General features: G+C 71.9%; 19 protein-coding genes. 8 read left to right on the top strand and 11 right to left on the bottom strand.

Features of this window, described 5'->3' with window-relative positions:
• Positions 1-224: 224 nt before the first annotated feature.
• Complete coding sequence (locus QK440_RS10775) at positions 225-737, bottom strand: SigE family RNA polymerase sigma factor (protein ID WP_282792804.1); 513 nt, start codon at positions 735-737, stop codon at positions 225-227.
• A gap of 158 nt (positions 738-895) precedes the next feature.
• Between QK440_RS10775 and QK440_RS10770 the strand changes: the two genes are divergently transcribed.
• Positions 896-1,732: an alpha/beta hydrolase gene (locus tag QK440_RS10770; RefSeq protein WP_282792803.1), complete on the top strand. Its 837-nt coding sequence runs from the start codon at positions 896-898 to the stop codon at positions 1,730-1,732.
• 16 nt (positions 1,733-1,748) lie between these two features.
• Here QK440_RS10770 and QK440_RS10765 read toward each other — a convergent pair whose 3' ends face one another.
• Genes QK440_RS10765 through QK440_RS10755 form a run of 3 tightly spaced genes read right to left on the bottom strand, consistent with a single transcriptional unit; the run spans position 1,749 to position 4,774 of the window.
• Entirely contained in the window at positions 1,749-2,693 is a 945-nt protein-coding gene (locus QK440_RS10765; protein WP_282792802.1) for an FG-GAP repeat protein, read from the bottom strand.
• Between the two features lie 16 nt (positions 2,694-2,709).
• On the bottom strand, positions 2,710-3,186 hold the full coding sequence (locus QK440_RS10760; protein WP_282792801.1) for a hypothetical protein: 477 nt from the start codon (positions 3,184-3,186) through the stop codon (positions 2,710-2,712).
• 58 nt (positions 3,187-3,244) lie between these two features.
• A complete protein-coding gene (locus QK440_RS10755; RefSeq protein WP_190138997.1) occupies positions 3,245-4,774 on the bottom strand; it encodes a UDP-N-acetylglucosamine 1-carboxyvinyltransferase in 1,530 nt (509 codons plus the stop codon).
• A gap of 607 nt (positions 4,775-5,381) precedes the next feature.
• On the opposite strand from QK440_RS10755, the gene acnA reads away from it, so the two are divergent.
• A complete protein-coding gene (gene acnA / locus QK440_RS10750) occupies positions 5,382-8,096 on the top strand; it encodes an aconitate hydratase AcnA (protein ID WP_282792800.1) in 2,715 nt (904 codons plus the stop codon).
• 81 nt (positions 8,097-8,177) lie between these two features.
• Here acnA and QK440_RS10745 read toward each other — a convergent pair whose 3' ends face one another.
• On the bottom strand, positions 8,178-8,948 hold the full coding sequence (locus QK440_RS10745; RefSeq protein WP_282792799.1) for a hypothetical protein: 771 nt from the start codon (positions 8,946-8,948) through the stop codon (positions 8,178-8,180).
• A 273-nt stretch (positions 8,949-9,221) separates the two neighbouring features.
• Between QK440_RS10745 and QK440_RS10740 the strand changes: the two genes are divergently transcribed.
• From QK440_RS10740 to QK440_RS10730, 3 genes are all read left to right on the top strand, one after another.
• A complete protein-coding gene (locus tag QK440_RS10740; protein WP_282792798.1) occupies positions 9,222-10,613 on the top strand; it encodes a hypothetical protein in 1,392 nt (463 codons plus the stop codon).
• A gap of 312 nt (positions 10,614-10,925) precedes the next feature.
• Positions 10,926-11,141 carry a DUF6199 family natural product biosynthesis protein gene (locus QK440_RS10735; protein WP_282792797.1) on the top strand — a complete coding sequence of 72 codons (216 nt, stop codon included), beginning with the start codon at positions 10,926-10,928 and terminating at the stop codon, positions 11,139-11,141.
• Between the two features lie 61 nt (positions 11,142-11,202).
• Positions 11,203-11,631, top strand: coding sequence for a VOC family protein (locus tag QK440_RS10730; protein ID WP_282792796.1), 429 nt, complete (start codon positions 11,203-11,205; stop codon positions 11,629-11,631).
• A 37-nt stretch (positions 11,632-11,668) separates the two neighbouring features.
• Here the strand turns inward: QK440_RS10730 and QK440_RS10725 are convergent, their stop codons facing one another.
• The gene (locus QK440_RS10725) at positions 11,669-12,214 is read right to left on the bottom strand and encodes a GNAT family N-acetyltransferase (RefSeq protein WP_282792795.1); all 546 of its coding nucleotides are present in this window, start codon (positions 12,212-12,214) and stop codon (positions 11,669-11,671) included.
• Between the two features lie 252 nt (positions 12,215-12,466).
• Here QK440_RS10725 and QK440_RS10720 point away from each other — a divergent pair, with 252 nt between their 5' ends.
• Together QK440_RS10720 and QK440_RS10715 are read left to right on the top strand one after the other, a co-directional pair.
• Entirely contained in the window at positions 12,467-13,330 is an 864-nt protein-coding gene (locus QK440_RS10720; RefSeq protein ID WP_282792794.1) for a hypothetical protein, read from the top strand.
• A gap of 7 nt (positions 13,331-13,337) precedes the next feature.
• Complete coding sequence (locus QK440_RS10715; RefSeq protein WP_282792793.1) at positions 13,338-14,219, top strand: transporter substrate-binding domain-containing protein; 882 nt, start codon at positions 13,338-13,340, stop codon at positions 14,217-14,219.
• Positions 14,220-14,333: 114 nt separating this feature from the next.
• On the opposite strand, the gene QK440_RS10710 is transcribed toward QK440_RS10715, so the two are convergent.
• The 3 genes from QK440_RS10710 to QK440_RS10700 form a co-directional block, all read right to left on the bottom strand.
• Complete coding sequence (locus tag QK440_RS10710) at positions 14,334-15,071, bottom strand: hypothetical protein (protein ID WP_282792792.1); 738 nt, start codon at positions 15,069-15,071, stop codon at positions 14,334-14,336.
• 411 nt (positions 15,072-15,482) lie between these two features.
• On the bottom strand, positions 15,483-15,875 hold the full coding sequence (locus QK440_RS10705; protein ID WP_282792791.1) for a VOC family protein: 393 nt from the start codon (positions 15,873-15,875) through the stop codon (positions 15,483-15,485).
• A 146-nt stretch (positions 15,876-16,021) separates the two neighbouring features.
• Entirely contained in the window at positions 16,022-16,819 is a 798-nt protein-coding gene (locus QK440_RS10700; protein ID WP_282792790.1) for a DUF4239 domain-containing protein, read from the bottom strand.
• 333 nt (positions 16,820-17,152) lie between these two features.
• Between QK440_RS10700 and QK440_RS10695 the strand changes: the two genes are divergently transcribed.
• The gene (locus tag QK440_RS10695; RefSeq protein WP_282792809.1) at positions 17,153-18,391 is read left to right on the top strand and encodes an aromatic acid exporter family protein; all 1,239 of its coding nucleotides are present in this window, start codon (positions 17,153-17,155) and stop codon (positions 18,389-18,391) included.
• A gap of 104 nt (positions 18,392-18,495) precedes the next feature.
• On the opposite strand, the gene QK440_RS10690 is transcribed toward QK440_RS10695, so the two are convergent.
• Both QK440_RS10690 and QK440_RS10685 read right to left on the bottom strand, forming a co-directional pair.
• A complete protein-coding gene (locus QK440_RS10690) occupies positions 18,496-19,023 on the bottom strand; it encodes a DapH/DapD/GlmU-related protein (RefSeq protein WP_282792808.1) in 528 nt (175 codons plus the stop codon).
• Positions 19,024-19,377: 354 nt separating this feature from the next.
• A complete protein-coding gene (locus QK440_RS10685; protein WP_282792789.1) occupies positions 19,378-20,232 on the bottom strand; it encodes an alpha/beta fold hydrolase in 855 nt (284 codons plus the stop codon).
• Positions 20,233-20,240 lie beyond the last annotated feature (8 nt).

The raw sequence follows: 20,240 nt of genomic DNA, 5'->3' as shown, positions 1-20,240 counted from the left end.
CCAGATCGTCTCCCGCGCCCGCCGCGCGGGCCTCACCGTGACCACCAAGGACGTCTTCCGCCACCCCACCGCCGCCGCCCGCGCCGGGTCGCGCCGGCCACGAGCCGCGGCGTCGGCGGCCGCACCCCGTCCACGGCCCGGGCCAGCACCTCGGCCGCCGTGTCCTCGTCGAGCCTCATCGCGTCCTCCGCTCCGTCGTCCGGCCCCACCCCGTGTCCCCTCCGTCACCTCGCCGTGAGAACGTCACGCTCATCCCCCAGCAGCTCCCGTAACCTGCCCAGCGCGACCATGCTCCGGTTGCGCACCGTGCCCTCCCGCAGCCCCAGTTCGTGCGCCGTCTGCTGGACGCTGCGGTCCTCCCAGTAGCGCAGCACGAGCACCGCCCGGTCCTTGGGCGAGAGCCGGGCGAGCGCCTGGAGCAGCGTCACCCGCAGCGCCGGGTCGTTGTCGCGTCCCGCGGCCTCCGGCAGCACCGCCACGGGCCGCTCCGCGCTGCGCCGCAGCCGCCGCACCGACAGGTGGGCGCGCACGAGGGCCGTACGGACGTAGGCCTCGCGGTGGTCCACGCGCCGCACCCGGGCCCACGAGGCGAACACCCGGGCCAGCACCGTCTGCACCAGGTCCTCCGCCTCGTGCCAGTCGCCGCCGGTCAGCAGCAGCGCCGTGCGGAACAGCCGCGGGCTCGCGGCGTGCGCGAACTCGTGGAACTCCGCCGCGCGTTCCTCTCGTCGGCCCACTCCCCAGACCTCCCCCGCCGTGCCGCCGCCGCGGCTCGTGCCCCTGCGCCGTCACTCCACAGACGCGCGAGGACCCCGGGCACGTCACCGGCACAGCACCGCATAACATCGTTATAGCCGCGCGCCGCCGACGCACACCGACGTCAGGAGTGAGCACTGTGCCGCACATCGACCTCAGCGTGGGACCCGTCGCCTACGAGGACAGCGGCGGGGACGGCGTGCCCGTGGTGCTCGTCCACGGCCCCGCCCAGGACGGCACGGTGTGGCGGTACGTCGTGGACGAACTCGGCGCCGCCGTCCGCTGCCTCGTACCGACCCTGCCGTACGGCAGCCACCGCCTGCCGCTGAAGCCGGGCGCCGCGCTCACGCCGCGCACAATGGCCCTGCTCGTCGGCGAGTTCGCGGACGCGCTGGGCCTCGGCGACGAGGCGGTGTTCGTGGAGAACGACGGCGGGCGCCTCCAGCAGCTCGTCGCCGAACGGCCCGAGCGCGTCGGCCGGTTGGTGATCGCGGGCTGCGAGGCTTTCGACAACTACCCGCCCGGGCCCGGCGGCAAGCTCCTCGACGTGGCCTCCCGGGTCCCCGGCGGCATCGCGCTCCTGGCCCACGCGCTGGCGGTGCGGCCGCTGCGCCGCGTCCCCGGCACCGGCTACGCCGTCATGGCCCACAAGCCCGTGCCGCACGACCTGATCGACCGCTGGACCGAGCCGCTGCGCAAGGACCCGCGGGCGCGCCGGGTGCTGCTCAACTACCTGCGGTCGGTGCGCCGGTCCGACATGATGGCGGCCGTCGAGGCCTTGCGGGCCTACGACCGCCCGGCGCTGGTCGTGTGGGGCCGGCAGGACCGCATGATGCCGCCCGAGCACGGCCGCAGGCTCGCCGACCTGCTGCCGCGCGGCCGCCTGGTGGAGCTGGACGGCTGCGGCACGCTCATCCCGCTGGACCGCCCGGACGGCCTCGCGGCCGCGCTCAGGGCCTTCGTCCGCGAGACCTGAACCCCGTCCGTGCGCCTCACTCCGGTCGTGCGAACCTCCGCGTGGCGAAGGCGACGTCGTCCTCGCGGCTCATGCCGTCCGCGACCCACCAGTGGATCGGCGTGTCGCCGTACCGGTGGAGCAGCGTGCTCGACGACCATCCGAGGACGATCTCGTCCCGGTGGTCCCCGTCGAAGTCCGCCACCGTGTGCAGCCGCGTCAACCGGTCACTCCCGCGGATCGCCCGGCCGTCGACGCGGGCGGGCGGCCTGCGGCTCAGGCGCCCCGTCACGCGGGACCCGTCGAGCAGCACCGCCGCGTCGGAGCGGGCCACGAGGAGGCCGTCGCGGCCGTCCCCGTCCGGGTCGGCGGCCGCGAACCGGCCCCGGTGGGAGGCGGGCAGCCGGTGGGTGCGCACCGAGCCGTCGCCCGCGTACACCGCGTACGAGCCGTCGACGGCGGGGGGCTCCGTCGTGGCCCCCGGCTCGTTGTTGCGGCTGCCGTCGTCGCCGACCGCGAGGTCCCGCCTGCCGTCGCCGTCGAAGTCGCCGAAGGCGATCGCGTTGCCCGCGCGCACCGGGCGCCCCGTGGTGGCGATGCCGCCCTTCCCGGGCGCGTAGTACACGCCGTCGGACTGCTCGCCGTCGGTGCCGTGGTGCACGAAGAGGCCGGTGACGCGCGGCCTGCCCGAGGTGCTCACCTCGTCCGCGTACAGCCCGGAGTACCAGGTGGCCTCCGGGTCCGCGGGCGGGCGCCGCTCCGTGCGCGCCGCCACCCCGGCCCGGGTGAAGGGCCCGTACCGGATGACGAGGGCCGTTCCGTCCTCGCGCAGCGCCGCCAGGTCGTGGCGGCCGTCGCCGTCGAAGTCGCCCATGACCGGCGCCTCGTAGCCGTCCGGGCGGTCGCGGGGCGGGAGCGGCAGCTCCGTCGCGCGGGCCCCGCGCCGGGGGCCGCCGGGACCGCCCCAGGCGACGAGTTCCACGGGCCGGGTCTCGTGGTCATCGGTGCCGCGCGCCCCCCGCGTCCACCGGCACGCCGTCGCGGAACACGAAGTCGGGGAAGCCGTCGTCGTCCAGGTCGGCGAGGGTGGGGTCGCCGGGGGGCGGGGCGGGGGTGCTCCCCGGCCGCGTCCGCAGGGTGGGCAGCCCCAGGTCACGCCGGTCGTAGAGGGTCCGGGTCGCCGGGTCGGGCCCGCGCGGGGAGCCGAAGACGACGGTGAGCCGGGTCTCCTTGGGCTGCCCGCGCGGGGCGCCGACGGGCACCTGGACGACCAGGTCGCGGTGCCCGTCGCCGTTGACGTCGGCCGGGTCGTCGGAGCCCTTGCCCTGAGCGGGCGGGCGGCTCCCGGTCGGCACGACGTCCGGTGCCCGCGAGGCGGAGCCCCGCCGGCCGTCGGGCTCCCCGGAGTCGCACCCGGCGACCAGCGCGAGAGCCGCGCACAGAGCAGCCGCGCGGGACGCGGTACGAGGTGTCATACGGCACACCCTCACACCGCGTCCCGCGCGGACTCCAGGCCGGTGGGCGAAGCCGGACCTAGATGTCCCGGAACGTCTCGATCTGCGCCCCGACCGAGTTCAGGCGCTCGGCCAGGTCCTCGTAGCCGCGGTTGATCACGTAGACGTTGCGGAGCACCGAGGTGCCCTCCGCGGCCATCATCGCGAGCAGCACGACCACGGCGGGCCGCAGCGCGGGCGGGCACATCATCTCGGCGGCGCGCCAGCGCGTCGGGCCCTCCACCAGGACCCGGTGCGGGTCGAGGAGCTGGAGCCGGCCGCCGAGGCGGTTCAGGTCCGTGAGGTAGATCGCGCGGTTGTCGTAGACCCAGTCGTGGATGAGGGTCTTGCCCTGCGCGGCCGCCGCGATGACCGCGAAGAACGGGACGTTGTCGATGTTCAGGCCGGGGAACGGCATGGGGTGGATCTTGTCGATGGGCGCCTCCAGCTTGGAGGGGCGCACCGTCACGTCCACCAGGCGCGTGCGGCCGTTGTCCGCCGCGTACTCGGCCGAGCGGTCGTGGTCGAGGCCCATCTCCTCCAGGACCGCGAGCTCGATCTCCATGAACTCGATCGGCACCCGGCGGACGGTCAGCTCCGACTCGGTGACCACGGCGGCGGCGAGCAGGCTCATCGCCTCGACCGGGTCCTCGGAGGGGGAGTAGTCGACGTCCACGTCGATGTCCGGCACGCCGTGCACGGTCAGCGTGGTGGTGCCGATGCCCTCGACCTCGACGCCCAGCGCCTCCAGGAAGAAGCACAGGTCCTGGACCATGTAGTTGGAGGAGGCGTTGCGGATGACGGTGGTGCCGGCGGAGCGGGCGGCGGCCAGCAGCGCGTTCTCCGTCACCGTGTCGCCGCGCTCGGTCAGGACGATCGGGCGGTCGGGCGTGACGTCGCGGTCGACCTCCGCGTGGTAGAGGCCCTCGGTCGCGGCGATGTCCAGGCCGAAGCGGCGCAGCGCGATCATGTGGGGCTCGATCGTGCGGGTACCGAGGTCGCAGCCGCCCGCGTACGGGATCCGGAAGCGGTCCATGCGGTGCAGCAGCGGGCCCAGGAACATGATGATGGAGCGGGTGCGGCGCGCGGCCTCGGCGTCGATGGCGTCCATGTCGAGCCGGGCGGGCGGCACGATCTCCAGGTCGACGCCGTCGTTGATCCAACGCGTGCGCACGCCGATGGAGTTGAGGACCTCCAGGAGGCGGTAGACCTCCTCGATGCGGGCGACGCGGCGCAGCACCGTGCGGCCCTTGTTGAGCAGGGACCCGCAGAGCAGGGCCACGCAGGCGTTCTTGCTGGTCTTGACGTCGATGGCGCCGGAGAGGCGGCGCCCGCCGACGACTCGCAGATGCATCGGACCCGAGTACCCGAGCGAGACGATTTCACTGTCCAGTGCCTCGCCGATGCGGGCGATCATCTCAAGGCTGATGTTCTGATTGCCGCGCTCGATGCGGTTCACGGCGCTCTGGCTGGTGTTGAGCGCCTCGGCGAGCTGCGACTGTGTCCAGCCCCGGTGCTGACGGGCGTCACGGATGAGCTTGCCGATGCGTACGAGGTAGTCGTCTGCCATGAGCCAGAGGCTATCTCAGATATGAGATGAGGTAAGCGCTGGGGTAGGCCATTGGGGGAGCGACTGCTTCCGGCCCGTCAGTCGCGCCCGGCCACCCGCCCGTTGAACCGCAGGCAGGCGCCGTCCCCCACTGTGCCCGCCCCCCGGCCGCCGCGCACCCCGGCCACCGCCAACTCCTCCACTTGGCGCAGCGAGCCCCGCCCCCAAGCCCGGGGGCGCACACGCCCAGGCGCACGAACGGAACCCGACGCGCACCCGGACGAGGCCGCGCCGGCAGATCCAGCCCGTCCGGCGCTTGAGGACGAGCGCGCAGCGCGACAGGCACCCGCGCCCGAACGAGCCGCGCCGGCAGATCCAGCCCGTCCGGCGCTTGAGGACGAGCGCGCAGCGCGACAAGCCGCACAAGGCCCAGGGGCCAGGCGCAGCGCGCGCAGGCGCGATGTATTAGAGTTATCTCGACATCGAGATATCTGCCGAGGCGCACCGCAGCCCCCGGCGCCGGCCGCTGTCGGTAAGGGTTACCTAACTTAGCCCTACCTTAGCGGATCGGTGGGAAGTCGTGACGGCAGGATGCGGTGGAACGCGCACACATATGAAGGAGACTGTCGTGTCGGCGAACAGCTTCGACGCCCGCAGCACGCTGCGCGTGGGCGACGAGTCGTACGAGATCTTCCGGCTGGACAAGGTGGAGGGCTCCGCCCGCCTGCCGTACAGCCTGAAGGTGCTCCTGGAGAACCTGCTCCGCACCGAGGACGGCGCCAACATCACGGCCGACCACATCCGCGCCCTCGGCGGCTGGGACTCGCAGGCCCAGCCCAGCCAGGAGATCCAGTTCACGCCGGCCCGCGTGATCATGCAGGACTTCACCGGTGTCCCCTGCGTCGTGGACCTCGCCACGATGCGCGAGGCCGTGAAGGAGCTCGGCGGCGACCCGGCGAAGATCAACCCGCTGGCCCCGGCCGAGCTGGTCATCGACCACTCCGTCATCGCCGACAAGTTCGGCACCAACGACGCCTTCGCCCAGAACGTCGAGCTGGAGTACGGCCGCAACCGCGAGCGCTACCAGTTCCTGCGCTGGGGCCAGACCGCCTTCGACGAGTTCAAGGTCGTCCCGCCCGGCACCGGCATCGTCCACCAGGTGAACATCGAGCACCTGGCCCGCACGGTCATGGTCCGGAACGGCCAGGCCTACCCCGACACGCTGGTCGGCACCGACTCGCACACCACCATGGTCAACGGCCTCGGCGTCCTCGGCTGGGGCGTCGGCGGCATCGAGGCCGAGGCCGCGATGCTCGGCCAGCCGGTCTCCATGCTGATCCCGCGCGTCGTCGGCTTCAAGCTGACCGGCGAGCTGCCCACCGGCACCACCGCCACCGACCTGGTGCTCACGATCACCGAGATGCTGCGCAAGCACGGCGTCGTCGGCAAGTTCGTCGAGTTCTACGGCGAGGGCGTCGCCGCCACCTCCCTCGCCAACCGCGCCACCATCGGCAACATGTCGCCGGAGTTCGGCTCCACCGCCGCGATCTTCCCAATCGACGACGAGACGCTGAAGTACCTCAAGCTCACCGGCCGCTCCGAGCAGCAGGTCGCGCTCGTCGAGGCGTACGCCAAGGAGCAGGGCCTCTGGCTGGACCCGGCCGCCGAGCCGGACTTCTCCGAGAAGCTGGAGCTGGACCTCTCCACGGTCGTCCCCTCCATCGCCGGCCCGAAGCGTCCGCAGGACCGCATCGTCCTCGCCAACGCCGCCGAGCAGTTCAAGGTCGACGTCCGCAACTACGTGGACAGCGTGGACGAGGCGGGCAAGGAGTCCTTCCCGGCCTCCGACGCCCCGGCCACCACGAACGGCGTCCCGTCGAACCCGGTCCTCGTGACCGCCCCCGACGGCTCGACGTACGAGCTGGACCACGGCGCCGTGACCGTCGCCGCGATCACCTCCTGCACCAACACGTCGAACCCGTACGTGATGGTCGCCGCCGCCCTGGTCGCCAAGAAGGCCGTCGAGAAGGGCCTGACCCGCAAGCCGTGGGTCAAGACCACCCTCGCCCCGGGCTCGAAGGTCGTCACCGACTACTTCGACAAGGCGGGCCTGACGCCGTACCTGGACAAGGTCGGCTTCAACCTCGTCGGCTACGGCTGCACCACCTGCATCGGCAACTCCGGCCCGCTGCCGGAGGAGGTCTCGAAGGCCGTCAACGACCACGACCTGGCCGTGACGTCCGTCCTCTCCGGCAACCGGAACTTCGAGGGCCGCATCAACCCCGACGTCAAGATGAACTACCTGGCGTCCCCGCCGCTGGTCGTCGCGTACGCCATCGCGGGCTCGATGAAGGTGGACATCACCACCGAGGCGCTCGGCACCGACCAGGACGGCAACCCCGTCTACCTGAAGGACATCTGGCCCTCGGAGGCCGAGGTCAACGACGTCGTGGCGAACGCCATCGGCGAGGACATGTTCAACAAGTCCTACCAGGACGTCTTCGCGGGCGACGCCCAGTGGCAGGCCCTGCCGATCCCGACCGGCAACACCTTCGAGTGGGACGCCGAGTCCACCTACGTCCGCAAGCCCCCGTACTTCGAGGGCATGACGATGGAGACCACCCCGGTCTCCGACATCCCGGGCGCCCGCGTCCTGGCCAAGCTGGGCGACTCGGTCACCACCGACCACATCTCCCCGGCCGGTGCCATCAAGGCCGACACCCCGGCGGGCAAGTACCTCACGGAGCACGGCGTCGAGCGCCGCGACTTCAACAGCTACGGCTCGCGCCGCGGCAACCACGAGGTCATGATCCGCGGTACGTTCGCCAACATCCGCCTGCGCAACCAGATCGCGCCGGGCACGGAGGGCGGCTACACCCGCGACTTCACGCAGGACGGCGGGCCGGTCTCCTTCATCTACGACGCCTCCCGCAACTACATCGACCAGGGCATCCCGCTGGTCGTCCTCGCGGGCAAGGAGTACGGCTCCGGCTCGTCCCGCGACTGGGCCGCCAAGGGCACCGCGCTCCTCGGTGTCAAGGCCGTCATCGCCGAGTCGTACGAGCGCATCCACCGCTCGAACCTCATCGGCATGGGCGTCCTGCCGCTGCAGTTCCCGGAGGGCGCCTCGGCGCAGTCGCTCGGCCTGACCGGTGAGGAGACCTTCTCCATCACGGGCGTCACGGAGCTGAACGAGGGCACCACCCCGCGCACGGTGAAGGTCACCACCGACACCGGTGTCGAGTTCGACGCGGTCGTCCGCATCGACACCCCCGGCGAGGCGGACTACTACCGCAACGGCGGCATCATGCAGTACGTGCTGCGCTCGCTGATCCGCAAGTAAGCGGCGGCGCACAGCGGTTGAGGGCCGCACCCCGGGCGACCGGGGTGCGGCCCTCGCGCGTGGCGCCGCCGTCGGCCGAACTCAGCCCAGCGGCACGCTCCTGACGGCCGAGAGCAGCGGGACCGGCACGTGGTCCCCGTTGCCGGGGCCGCACACCGGCCTGGTGTCGGCGGTGTCGGAGACGTTCGTCCCCGTCGTGTACCGGGAGTCGGCGCCCGGCACCACCGTCGTGAGGTGGCTGGCCTGCCGCTCGGAGTAGTACACGCACTGGTGCAGGTTCAGGTGGCGTCCCGCGGTCAGGTCCAGCGCCCTGGCGGCGGACAGGCCCGGGTTGGGGACGTGGCTGCCGTTGCCGGGGCCGCAGGCGGGCCTGGTCTCGGGGGTGTTCGAGACCTTCGTGCCGGTGGCGTACCGGCCGTCGCCGCTCGGGGTCACCAGGGTGGTGAAGTGGTCGGTGCTCGCGGCGCGGTAGTAGTCGCACTGCTGGAGGTTGAGGTAGCGCCCGGCGCCGAGGTCCAGCGCGCGGACGCCGTGCAGGACCGGGACGGGGTTGTGGTTGCCGTTGCCGGGGCCGCACTCCGCCGCGGTGTCGGCGGTGGCGGAACGCTCGGTGCCGGTGGCGTACCGGCCGTCGCCGCTCGGGGTCACGAAGGTGCTGAAGTGGTCGTCGAGCGAGGTCGCGTAGTACGCGCACTGGTGCAGGTTCAGGAACCCGGAGGCGGCGGCTCCGGGGCCCGCCTCCCGGGCGGGGGCCGGGGCGGCCGTGGCCACGAGGGCGCACGCGCCGACGGCCGCGGTGACCACCGTGCGCAGGGCGCGGCTGATCGCCGATCGCGTCATCTCGGATGTCATCGTTGGTCATCCGTTCTGTGAGGGCTTCGTACGTACCGGAAACGCCCCACGCCTCGTCCGCGACGATCCCAGAGTCAACGCGTCCGCCGGTATCCCTCGAACCGGTGATTGCCGGGCGCCCGGTACGCGGCTATGGGCGGCGCGCCTCGCGTACGCGTCCGAGGCGCAAAGCCGCCTTGCGGGCGTCCTGGCGGCGCTGGTTGCGTCGAAGGCCGCGGCACCGCCCCCGCCCCGGGCGGGGGGCTCTCGACGGCTTCGGCGAAGGGGACACCCATGGCGCAGGGCACTCGTACGGCACGGGGAACACGTACGGCACGGGGAACACGTACCGCCCAGGGAACACGTATCGCACAGGGAACACGTACGGCCACCCGCAGACGTGCCGTCGGGGCGGCGGTCGCGCTGTCCGCGGCGGCCTCCCTCCTCGGCGCGACGACCTCGTCCGCGGCGCCGCCGGACCCGCGGACGCCGCGTACGGAGATCATCAGTACGGCCGAGGACGGCACGCGGGGCGACGGGCGCTCGCTCCTGCCGGAGACCAGTGACGACGGCCGGTACGTCGTCTTCGCCTCCGAGGCGAGCAACCTGGTGCCGGGCGACACCAACGGCGTGGGCGAGGTGCTGGTCCGTGACCGTCGCACCGGCACCCTCACCCGCGCCGGTGTGGGCGACGACGGACGCCCGAGCGAGCGCGGGGCCTGGAACGGCAAGCTGAGCGGGAACGGCCGCGTCGTCGGGTTCAGCTCCGCCGACCCGGTGCTGGCTCCCGGGGAGCGGCCCCCCGGCGGCGGCTACGCGTACGTCCGCGACCTGCGCACCCACCGCACCGAGTTCGTGGGCATCGGCCCGGACGGCCAGCCGTTCCAGCGGTCCAGCCTCGCCGCGCTCAGCGGGGACGGCCGGTACGCGGCCTTCCTCGGCTACGCCGAGATCCCCAGGCCTCCCTTCCAGGTCCCCACGCTCTACCTGCGCGACCGCGAGCGCGGCCTCACGGAGGCCGTCAGCGAGCCCCTCCCGCCGGGGCCGCTCCTCAGCGACGTGTCGCTCAGCGCGGACGGACGCCACGTGGCCTTCCGGGTCTACGACCACGACCGGGTGAACAGGGCGAGCGCCGTGTACGTCCGCGACCGCCGCACGGGCCGCCTGCACCACGTCAACCACACGCCGGGCGACCCGAAGCCGGTCAGCGAGTGGTACGGCGAGCCGTCCCTGAGCGCGGACGGGCGTTACGTCGCGTACGTCACCAACCGCGACGGCCTGCCCGCCCGGCACCCCTTCGCGCTGTGGGAGGTCTTCGTGCACGACCTGCGCACCGGGCGCACCGTGCTCGCGAGCACGGCCCCCGGCGGCGGACCGCTCGACAAGGCCGCCCGGTCGCCGCGGATCAGCCCTGAGGGCCGGTACGTGGCCTACACCACGGCCGCCTGCGCCACCGGCGAACCGGACTGCCGCCACGCGGCCTACCTGCGCGACCTGCGACGGCAGGACCCCGAGGCGACCCGCCGCGTCACCGTCGCCCTGGACGGCGGCTTCCCCTCCCACGGCGTGAGCGCCCCGGTTCCGGCACGGGGCGGCTGCCTGGTGGCCTTCACCTCGGACTCCACGAACCTGGTCCCCGACCACCCGGAACAGAGGGACGACGTGTACGTCCGGCACCTGTGCTGAGAGCCACCCTTCGCGGGCTCGGGCTCGGGCTCGGGCTCGGGCTCGGGGGCACCCACTTCCGCTGGGGCCCCCGAGCCCACTGGCGTGAAGCGCGCGGTCGGGTGTGGACGTGTGCTTCAACTGAGGGCCCCGGGGCACCCGGAACACCACGGTGACCGGGGACCCGCTCCTTCAAGCGGAGCTGGTGGGGGTCGCCGCGGTGGTTTTCGCCGCTGTTCTCACGCTGTACGTGCGTCGAGACCGTCGGCGTAGGTGATGGTCCGAGAGACAGGCACGGCGACGCGGACGTCCGGCGTGCGGAGGAGGGTTCTCGTGAGCGTGGTGCTGTTGTGTTTGTTCATCGTGATGGCGTTGGTCCAGGTCGTGCGACCACAGTTGCTGTGGAAGGTGAATCGCCCGCTCCAGGCGCCTTTCGTCAAGGACTACGACGCCACCGAGCCCACGAAGGCCGGTTACGCGATGACGCGTGGCATCGGGGTCGTCGTCCTGGTCATGGCGATCGGGATGCTGGTCGTCATCCTCACCTGAGGCGCCTGAGGCGCCTGAGGCGCCTGAGGGGCGGAAGGAAACCCCCTGTTAGGGTGCGCCGATGGCAACGATCAGGCAGGTACAGGTCACCTTCGACTGCGCGGAACCGGAGCGGCTCGCGCGTTTCTGGTGCGAGGTGCTGGGGTACGTCGTACCGCCGCCCCCGGAGGGGTTCGCCACGTGGGACGCGTACAAGGGGTCCCAGCCGCCGGAGGAGCAGGACGCGTGGTTCGCCTGCGTCGACCCCTCGGGTGCCGGTCCGCGGCTGTACTTCCAGCGCGTCCCCGAGGGCAAGGTCGTCAAGAACCGGGTGCACCTCGACGTGCGGGTCGGCACCGGACTCGTGGGTGAGGAGCGCCTCGCCGCGCTGGAGGCCGAGTGCGCGCGGCTGGTGCCGCTCGGCGCGGTGCGCGAGCGGCTCCTGTACGACGGCCACGACGCGTGCATCGTGATGCAGGACATCGAGGGCAACGAGTTCTGCCTCGACTGAAGGTCCGCGTGGGTCACAGAGGGGGCCACAGAGGGGGTCACGCCGGAGCCGCGTAGCAGTGGACGGTCACCGACTGCGTCGGGCTCCACCGCTGGCTGACCGTGGCCAGCCGCTCCCACCCGAGCCGCTCGTACAGGGCGGTCGCGGCGGTGTCGGAGGCCACGACGTCGAGGACCGGGTGCAGTCCCTGGCGCCGTGCTTCCTCCACCGCGCGGCCGATGAGCAGGGCGCCGACCCCGTGCCCCCGGGCCTGCGGGGCGACGAAGAGCCGGTTGACCGGTGACGTCGACTCCGGTGCGCCCCCGTGCCGTTCGCTCCACAGGCCGGGGGCCAGGTCCCCTTCGCCGCTGCGGGCGAGGACGACATGTCCGACGACGCGCCCGTCGAGTTCGGCGACCCAGGCTCCCACCAGGGAAGCGGGGGACAGCCAATCGGCGGGCCGCGCGGGCCAGTTCACCGGGTAGCCGTCACGGCGGTGGACGTCCGCGAGGACATGCACGCACGCGGTGAGGTCGTCATCGGTCCTCGGCCTGACGCGTACGGTCGGCCCCTCCGCGGCGGTGGCGCAGCTCTTTTCGGTCACCGCCGCATGGAACCACAGGCCGCAGAGCCCCAGCCAGCCATTTCTGCACACGGGACCCCGCCCGCGGGAGTGGCGCCGCCCTCTCCGCCCGCGGTGCGGTGCCGGGCGGTGAGGTGCCGTGCCGGGCGGTGACCTGACGCCGCGCCGTGCGGGACGCACCCCTGTACAGCAGGCTGCGGAGTGCACATCACAGCTCAACAACCGCGCGCGCAAGGGCAGTTGGCGCGCCGGAGCCGCCCTATGCTGACCCGCGTGACAGCCGACGTGGACGAGGAACCGCCGGGGCGCCCCTCGCCCCCTCCGGCGCGCCCCGAGGGCCCCGACCCGCCCCCGGCTCCAGGAGCGCTGGCGCGTGCCGCGGACCGCGTCCGGGCACTGCTGAGGGACAACACCTGGGTGCTCGCCCTGATGATCCTCGCCAACCTGGTGGTGATCCTGGGAGCGGGCGCGCTCTGGTACGCGCTCGGCGGTGACGTCACCGTCGTCGGGGTGACAGCGGGTGCGCTGCTCGCCTTCGCGGGAGCCATGCTGCCGCTCATCCGCGGCCGCGGCCAGCAAGGCGACGGGCAACACGGTGACGGGCAACGCGGCCGCGGGCAGCACGGCGACGGGCAACACGGTGACGGCGAGCACGGTGACGGGCAACGCGGTGACGGCCAGGACGGTGACGGGCAGCCTCTGTGGCCGCCGCTGATCCTCGCCGTGACCCCTCTGGCCGTCCTGCTCGTGGGCCTTCCCGCCCTCGGCGTGAAAACGTACCTGGAGTCCCGGCCGGTCGACCTCACCAACGACCTCTCGCTCAAGCTCGACGGCCCGGTGGAGGACCGCGACGTCGTGACCGCCTCGGCGCACGCCGACCGCGCCAAGTCCCGGCTGACCGTCACCTTCACGGTGACCGAGTTCGACCCGGCCTCACCCGTCTGCGCCCCCGCCAGCACGCTGACGGTCACCCCCCACTCCCGGGGCGCGCGCATCACCCCGCAGACCCGCCCGTCGGACGAGACGTTCACCTTCGACCTGGGCGCGGACCGCAAGGACATCCGCCTCACCGTCGCGGTGCGGGCGGAGCGCAACTGCCGGCTCAACCTGTCGGTCGACTCGGCCCGCCTCGACTAGGGAACCCATGACGCACCCGTGCCGCCGGTCCACCCGGCGCTCCGCGCTCGCCGTGGCAGCCATCGCCACCCTGCTCGCGGCCCCCATGGCCTGTGCCCCGGACGGCAAGGACGGGGACGGCGAGTCCGTCCTCACCGGCGTCGTCCACGTCGGCACCTCCTTCGACCACCCGGGCTTCAGCCTGCACGCCCAGCGCACCAACCGCGGCCTCGACGTCGACATCGCCTCCTACCTGGGTGAGGAGGTCGGCTTCACCCCCAAGTTCCAGGACGTGACGATCGACGCGCGCGAGCAGGAGCTGCGCGAGGGCGCCGCCGACCTGGTGATCTCGGTGTACTCCATCACGCCGGAGCGCCAGAAGCTGGTCGACTTCGTCGGCCCCTACCTGATGACGCGGCAGGGCTTCCTGGTGCGCGAGGACTACGACGGCATCAAGAGCGAGCAGGACGTACGGAACAAGCTGCTCTGCAGCGCCGAGAAGTCGACGTCGTCCACCGCCGACCTGCCGCCCGGGGCCACGTTCCACGAGGAACGGGACTTCTCCACCTGCGTGCGCAAGCTGCAGCAGGGCAGCGTGGACGCCGTGTTCTCCGACGAGGCGCTGCTGTTCGGTTACGCGCAGCAGCAGCGGCGCAGCAAGGTGCCGCTGCGCGTGGTACCCGACGTCTCCTTCGGGCTCACCAACCGGTACGGCATCGGGCTCCAGAAGGGGCACGCCGACGACTGCCGCAAGCTGCTGCGCGCCCTGCGCACCTACCTCGTCGAGGAGTGGGCCGGCGACGTCAAGGTCCAGCTGCCGGCCTTGGTGGACGCCTACCCGGCCGACTGGGAGAACCGCTTCAAGCCCAACCCGCACGACCTCAACACGTACTCGTCCTGCAAGAAGTGACGGACCCGCGGCCGGCCGGACGAGCCCCACGGCGAGTTCGGCGGCCGCCGGGACCGTGCCGTCCGCACGACAGCACCGGCCGCGGAAGCACCCCGCCGGGGCCCTGACCGACGGTCAACGCCGGTTGCGGCGGCGTACCCTGACAGGACTGTGGTACCGCGGCCTTTGCGGGGGGCTCTTCTTCTTCCCGTCGCCTTGCTTCTTTCCGGCGGTGCGACGCTGCCAGAAATCCGCGATGGTCGCGCAGGCGACGCCCAGCCCCAGGAGAGCGGCCAAGAAGGTCACCACCGCGCCCATGTCGGAGGCGGCCCCTTGGGCGGCGTGTGAGGCCGTAGTACCGACGTGGACTTCCTGACTGAACGGTGGCTTCTCGAAGAGGACGTTTCTCGTGTCGCGGTAGTACGCCGTAACGGTCAGGGCGAGAGTCATCGTGCCCGTCCTGGTGGGTTTCACCGCCCACTGCCACTCCGCCACGTCGTCCGGCGTCAGCACGTTCTGCCGTTCGGAGGAAAGCGCCGTACATCGGACACCGGCACCGCTGCAGTGCAGCTTGACGCCCATGAGCGTACCGACGAGCGTCCTCCCTGTACGACGACGACTTCCGGGTGCGTGCCGCTCGTGGGGCTTGGCCAGCCGAAAACCCCTCAGGCTGGCCTCGAACTCGAGGGACCTGCCTACCTTCACAGAACCCAGTTCGGTATAGGTGACGCGACCGTCGAACATCTCTTTGCGGCTCTTGATGATCTCTTGGCCGTACAGAGCCTGACTGTCCGGATCGTGCTCGGTCGAGCGGCCTCCGCACGAGGTTGCCAGAAACGCGGTGAGCACGATGCCGACCGTCCAGGTGATCAATCGGGAGTATCCACGCTCCTGACAACCTGGGTTCTTCCTCACCAGCATCCTGTTCGCCAATCGCCTGCGGCGGAGACTTGGGTCGAGAGCGGAGACTCGGGTCAAGACCGGGGACGGCCCGAACCGAGGGGCGGCGCCTCCCGTTTCTCCGCATGGTGCCCACCTCCGCCAAGACACCGCAGGCGGACGACCAGGCACCGTCGAGATTCCGCCAGCATGGGTACCGGTGAGGCTGAGCTGTCGGCACCTCTCAGACCGACAACTGCACACCCCCGCCCCACGGACACCTGCCGTGTGCCCGTGCGGAAGCCTTCCTCCTGCTCACGAGCTCCGAAGGATTCGGGCAATCGTGTCCTGAAAAGCCTCACCGACTTGCTCCGCACGGGCTTCCGTGCCCTGGGAAGGCAGGGCCTAGCGCTGCGGCCAGCCGCCGTACGGCACCGTGAGCAACTCCATGTAGTGGCCCGAGGGGTCGGTGAAGTAGACGCCCTTGCCGCCGTCGTTGCGGTTGATCTCGCCGGGCCGCTTGCCGTGCGGGTCGGCCCAGTGGTCGAGGCCGCGGGCCGTGATCTTCTCGTACGCCGCGTCGAACTCCGCCTCGGAGACCAGGAACGCGTAGTGCTGCGGCGCGATGTGGTCCGCGGGGACCGTGGCGAAGTCGAGGGTGACGTCGTTGCCGAGGGCGACCGCGATGAACGGGCCCCACTCCTGCGTGACGGCGAGTCCCAGCAGGTCCGCGAAGAAGTCGGCGGACTCCCGGTTGTCCCGGGCGTGGACGATCGTGTGGTTGAGCTGAACGGACAAGGAATGCCTCCGCGGGCATCTCCCGCACCTCCATGCCTCACCCGGACGGTGACCGGCACGCGATGCTGCCGGGATCCTAGACACGGCCGCCCGGGCCTGTCGAGCCGCGCCGTACGGCTGCGGTTCCGGCCGGACGCCGAGGCGTGTCAGGCGGGTGCGCGCGTGCCGTCGTCGGTGCAGGGCAGCTTGGTCCTGCCGTAGGCGGCGGCGTAGTCGTCGGTGATGTCGGCCTCGACCGCGGCCATGGCGGTCGGCGCGATGGTGATGACGCCGCTGAAGGGCCGCTCGACGTCCCGGATGACGAGCAGGACGGACGCGAGGAGCGCGGTCAGGGCGACCAGGCCCGCGGTGACCAGGGCGGTGTTCTTGCGCGGCAGGCACAGTGCCAGCGTCAGCACGAGGAAGGCCAGGGCGGCGAGCATCAGCCAGTACACGGCGCCCGGGATGGCGGGGGTGGACTCGGCGATGCGCGTCTGCCGGGCCTCCGAGCGGTCCCGGTCGGAGGAGACCAGCATGCCGAAGGCGGAGTCGTCCTGCATCTGCTTCAGGGCGGCCCGCAGATCGGTGGTCCAGACACCGGGCTGCCGCGCACCGTGGCCGTCCGCCATGGCCGGCCACTCGTGGGCGCGTACGGCGCGGGCGTAGCAGACGATGTCGCCCTGGAGGCGTTGCCGCTGGGGAGCGGGGGCGTACTCGGCCACTTCGTAGAGGTGGTCCACCACGCCCGCCTCGTCGCGCGCCGCCTGGTCCGCCTTCCCGTTCGACGCCGAGGCGGTCACCAGGACGAAGGCCAGGACGAACACCGTCAGGGTCTGCAGCGGAAGCACGAAGTCGCGCACCGTCAGCGCGGGCGTCTCGTCGGCCTCCAGGCGGCCCCGGAGCACCCAGTGCCCGACCACGCCCACGACCAGGGCCAGCGCCGCTACGACGACAGTGATGATCACGCGCACCTGCCCGGGGCTCGGTCCGGCCGTCGGCACCGCCCGAGGGTTCCGGAGGGGGCCGGACGTGGTGCGGTCGCCCGGCCCCACCCAGGTGAGGCGTCCCGCGTCCGCAGGACTTTTCTACGGCCGGAACCCGTGGCGTGCCACCGGGGCCGCCGCTCGTGTGGGCATTCCGGGTGGCGGCCCGGGGCCCGGGACGCGCGCGGTCGCCGCCGGGGGAGCGCGGAGTGGGGTGCGGCGGCCGTACCGCGTGACGGGCGGTGCGGGACGGCGTCTGTGGGGTTCCTGGGGCTGAAGTGTGATGAGAGGATCATGATCGGGCACGTGAAAGGGATGCCAGATGTATCAGCACCCGTGATCAAACTGGTGCGGCGGACCACCGAACCCGTCGCGGCGCAGACGCTGCGCTCCACGGCCGCCGCCGTGATCTCCTTCGGCGTCGCCCTGATGGTCCTGCCCGCGCAACCCGCCCCCCTGACGGCCCCGCTCACCGCGCTCCTGGTCGTCCAGGTCACCCTGTACGCGACCCTCACCACCGGCATCCGGCGCGTGAACTCCGTCGTCGTCGGTGTCCTCATCGCCATCGGCTTCACCACCCTGGTGGGGCTGACCTGGTGGAGCCTGGGGCTGACGATCTTCACCTCGCTGATCATCGGCCGGTTCGTACGGGTGAACGAGTTCGTGCCCGAGGTGGCGATCAGCGCGATGCTGGTCCTGGGGGTCTCCCAGGCCACGTCGGCGGCCTGGCACCGCGTCCTGGAGACGCTGATCGGGGCCGGGGTCGGCCTGCTGTTCAACCTGCTGTTCGCGCCCCCGGTGTGGACGCAGTCGGCGGGGGCGTCCATCGACGGCCTGGCCCGCGGGATGGGCGGGATGTTCCGCACCATAGGGGCGGAGATCGCCGGGGGTCACCTCCCCTTCCCGCACGCGGCCGCCCGGCTGCACGAGGCGCGGCGGCTCGACCACGACATCGTGGAGGTCGACGCCTCGCTGCGGCAGGCGGAGGAGAGCCTGCGGATGAACCCGCGCGTACGGGAGGGGCTGCTGTCCCGGGTGGTGCTGCGGACGGGTCTGGACACCCTGGAGATCTGCGCGGTCGTGCTGCGGGTGCTGACCCGCAGCCTGACCGACCTGGCGAAGTTCCGCGCGGAGGAGTCGCTGTTCCCGCCGGACGTGTCGGCCGCCCTCCAGGAGCTGTTCGAGCAGCTCGCCGACGCCATCGAGAGCTTCGCCCGGCTCATCACCACCCAGGTGGCCGCCAACGCGGAACACGCCGAGGAGCGGCTGACCGCCGCCCTGGCCGCGAGCCGCGCCACCCGTGACCGGGTCGCGGACATGCTCCTCGAAGACGTACAGGAACACCCCCGGCAGTGGCAGTTGCACGGCGCGCTGCTCGCCGAGGTCGACCGGATCCTCGACGAGCTGGACCTCGACAAGCGCACCGAGCGCCTCATGCAGGAGCTGGACCGCCACTCGGTGGAGCTGGCCGAACGCCACCCGCGGCTCGCGGCGCTGCGCCGCAGGCTGCGCGGCCAGAGCGGCAGGGAGCGGCGGCCGACCGTGGAGGCGTGAGCCCGCGGAGCCCGCCGCACGGCCGGGCCCCGCGGGGAGTTCGCCGCTCGCGCGGTCCGCCCCGATCGCGTGGTCCCCGCGCCGCACCGGCGGCCCGGCCCGGTTCAGTCGAACGTCTTGACCACGCGGGCGGGAACTCCCGCGACCAGGCTGCGGGCGGGGACATCGCGCGTCACCACCGCGCCGGCGGCGACCACGGCACCGGCGCCGATGGTCACTCCCTGGAGGACCACGGCAGCCGTCCCGATCCACACGTCGGCCTCGACGACGATCGGGGCGAAGGACAGGTACTCGCGGCGCTCCGCGAGGGGCAGGGGGTGGCCCCCGGTGATGAGGCTCACCTTCGGAGCGATCATGACACCGTCGCCGATGCGGATGCCGCCCTTGTCCATGAACGTGCACCCCTGGTTCACGAAGACGTTCTCCCCGAACGCCGTGTTCAGCCCGTACTCGGTGAAGAACGGCGGGTAGATCGTCACCGACTTGGGGAGCGGGCCGCCGAACACAACGGAAAGTAGTTCGGCACGGGCTTCGGTGTCGCTGAACGGCAGCACGTTCAGCCGGGACGTCGCTTCGGTGACTTCCGCTATGCGCTCCACGTGGCGCGCGAATTCCGGTGTCTGTACGTACATGACGTGGTCTGTGCGAGTGGACATGCGGCGATCCCACCACCCTCGGAGTGCGCGATCAAACAACCTTGACGACGGTCGGCAACAACCTGCGGTTGTGTCGGCAGCGTGGCGTGTGGATGGCGAAGCGCTGCGGACGGGCCGTGGCGTGGCTCCCGGCGTGCATGCAGAGGGCTGCGCAGCCCTCCTCGACCGCGGCGCCGCGGAGTTATGGATCAGAGAGTGGAGGCGGTCCTGCTCGCGGCGGGTGCACGCCCGACGTCCGCGTGCGCGCATTCGGACCGCGTCCCTGTCCGGCGCCTGCCCGGGCAGGCGCCGGAAGCCCGTCAGTGACGACGCTCAAAGGGCTCGACTGCGCTACGGGAGCAGTCTTTCCGCGATGGTCCCGAGGATCTCCTCACCGGCGGTCAGCGGAAAGAAGTGGCCGCCGTCGAGCACATGGAGGTCGAACGGACCCGATGTCCAGTCCTTCCAGGCGGCCACGGCCTCGGTCGGGGTGCCTTCGTCGGCCGTACCCGCGAAACCGATGATCGGCACGTCCAGCACCTCGTCCTCGGCCAGCGGCTTGCGGCAACTGGTGGCCACCGCGAGATCCGCACGCAGCGGTGCCAGAAACGCCGCGGCTATCTCGGGATCGGCGAGAATCTCCCGCGGCGTGCCCTGCCACCTGGCCATGGCGCCCAGGAGGTCGTCGTCGCTGCTGTCGGCAGGGGCGATGCGGAGCAGCTCGGGGGTGGGGGAAGCCGCGACGGCGAGCAGACGCGATGCGGGAGAAGCGACGCGTTTCAGCACTTCGCGACCGATCAAGGCGCCCGTGCTGTGCCCGAAGATCCCGTAGGGACGGTCCGCGTGACCGATGAGGTGCGTGAGGTGCTTGGCGATCCGGTCCGCGAGGGGGGACACGTCCGTATAGGGCTCTTCCGAGATGCGGTCCTCGCGCCCGGGGGTGTGGACAACGGTGACGTCGAGGCCGGCGGGTATCAGGCTCTGCCACTTCCGGTAGCTGCTGGGCCAGGCGCCGGCGCCCGGAAGCACGAACAGCGTGGCCCTGCCATGGCCGTCCGTGAGTGGTTTGAGCCAAGGAGTCGCTCCCGCACGGGTGGACTCCGGATCGTGGTCGGTCGGATTCTGCCCGAGCGGCGTCTTGTCGGACGACAACTCTTGCGCGGTCGACCGCTTTTCCTCAGACGACATCTTTTCCTCAGACGACATTGGCCTTG

The organism is Streptomyces sp. CC224B, assembly GCF_030010595.1.
Taxonomy (GTDB): Bacteria; Actinomycetota; Actinomycetes; order Streptomycetales; family Streptomycetaceae; genus Streptomyces; species Streptomyces longispororuber.
The sequence above is the reverse complement of the archived record's forward strand: the minus strand, read 5'-3'. Positions and strand labels throughout refer to the sequence as shown.

Excerpts from the sequence above, each read along its gene's own strand:
- QK440_RS10730 (WP_282792796.1), top strand. The coding sequence starts at position 11,203 with ATGGCAACGATCAGGCAGGTACAGGTCACCTTCGACTGCGCGGAACCG.
- QK440_RS10745 (WP_282792799.1), bottom strand. The coding sequence starts at position 8,948 with ATGACATCCGAGATGACGCGATCGGCGATCAGCCGCGCCCTGCGCACG.
- QK440_RS10715 (WP_282792793.1), top strand. The coding sequence starts at position 13,338 with ATGACGCACCCGTGCCGCCGGTCCACCCGGCGCTCCGCGCTCGCCGTG.
- QK440_RS10695 (WP_282792809.1), top strand. The coding sequence starts at position 17,153 with ATGCCAGATGTATCAGCACCCGTGATCAAACTGGTGCGGCGGACCACC.
- QK440_RS10740 (WP_282792798.1), top strand. The coding sequence starts at position 9,222 with ATGGCGCAGGGCACTCGTACGGCACGGGGAACACGTACGGCACGGGGA.
- QK440_RS10690 (WP_282792808.1), bottom strand. The coding sequence starts at position 19,023 with ATGTACGTACAGACACCGGAATTCGCGCGCCACGTGGAGCGCATAGCG.
- QK440_RS10755 (WP_190138997.1), bottom strand. The coding sequence starts at position 4,774 with ATGGCAGACGACTACCTCGTACGCATCGGCAAGCTCATCCGTGACGCC.
- QK440_RS10760 (WP_282792801.1), bottom strand. The coding sequence starts at position 3,186 with ATGACACCTCGTACCGCGTCCCGCGCGGCTGCTCTGTGCGCGGCTCTC.
- QK440_RS10685 (WP_282792789.1), bottom strand. The coding sequence starts at position 20,232 with ATGTCGTCTGAGGAAAAGATGTCGTCTGAGGAAAAGCGGTCGACCGCG.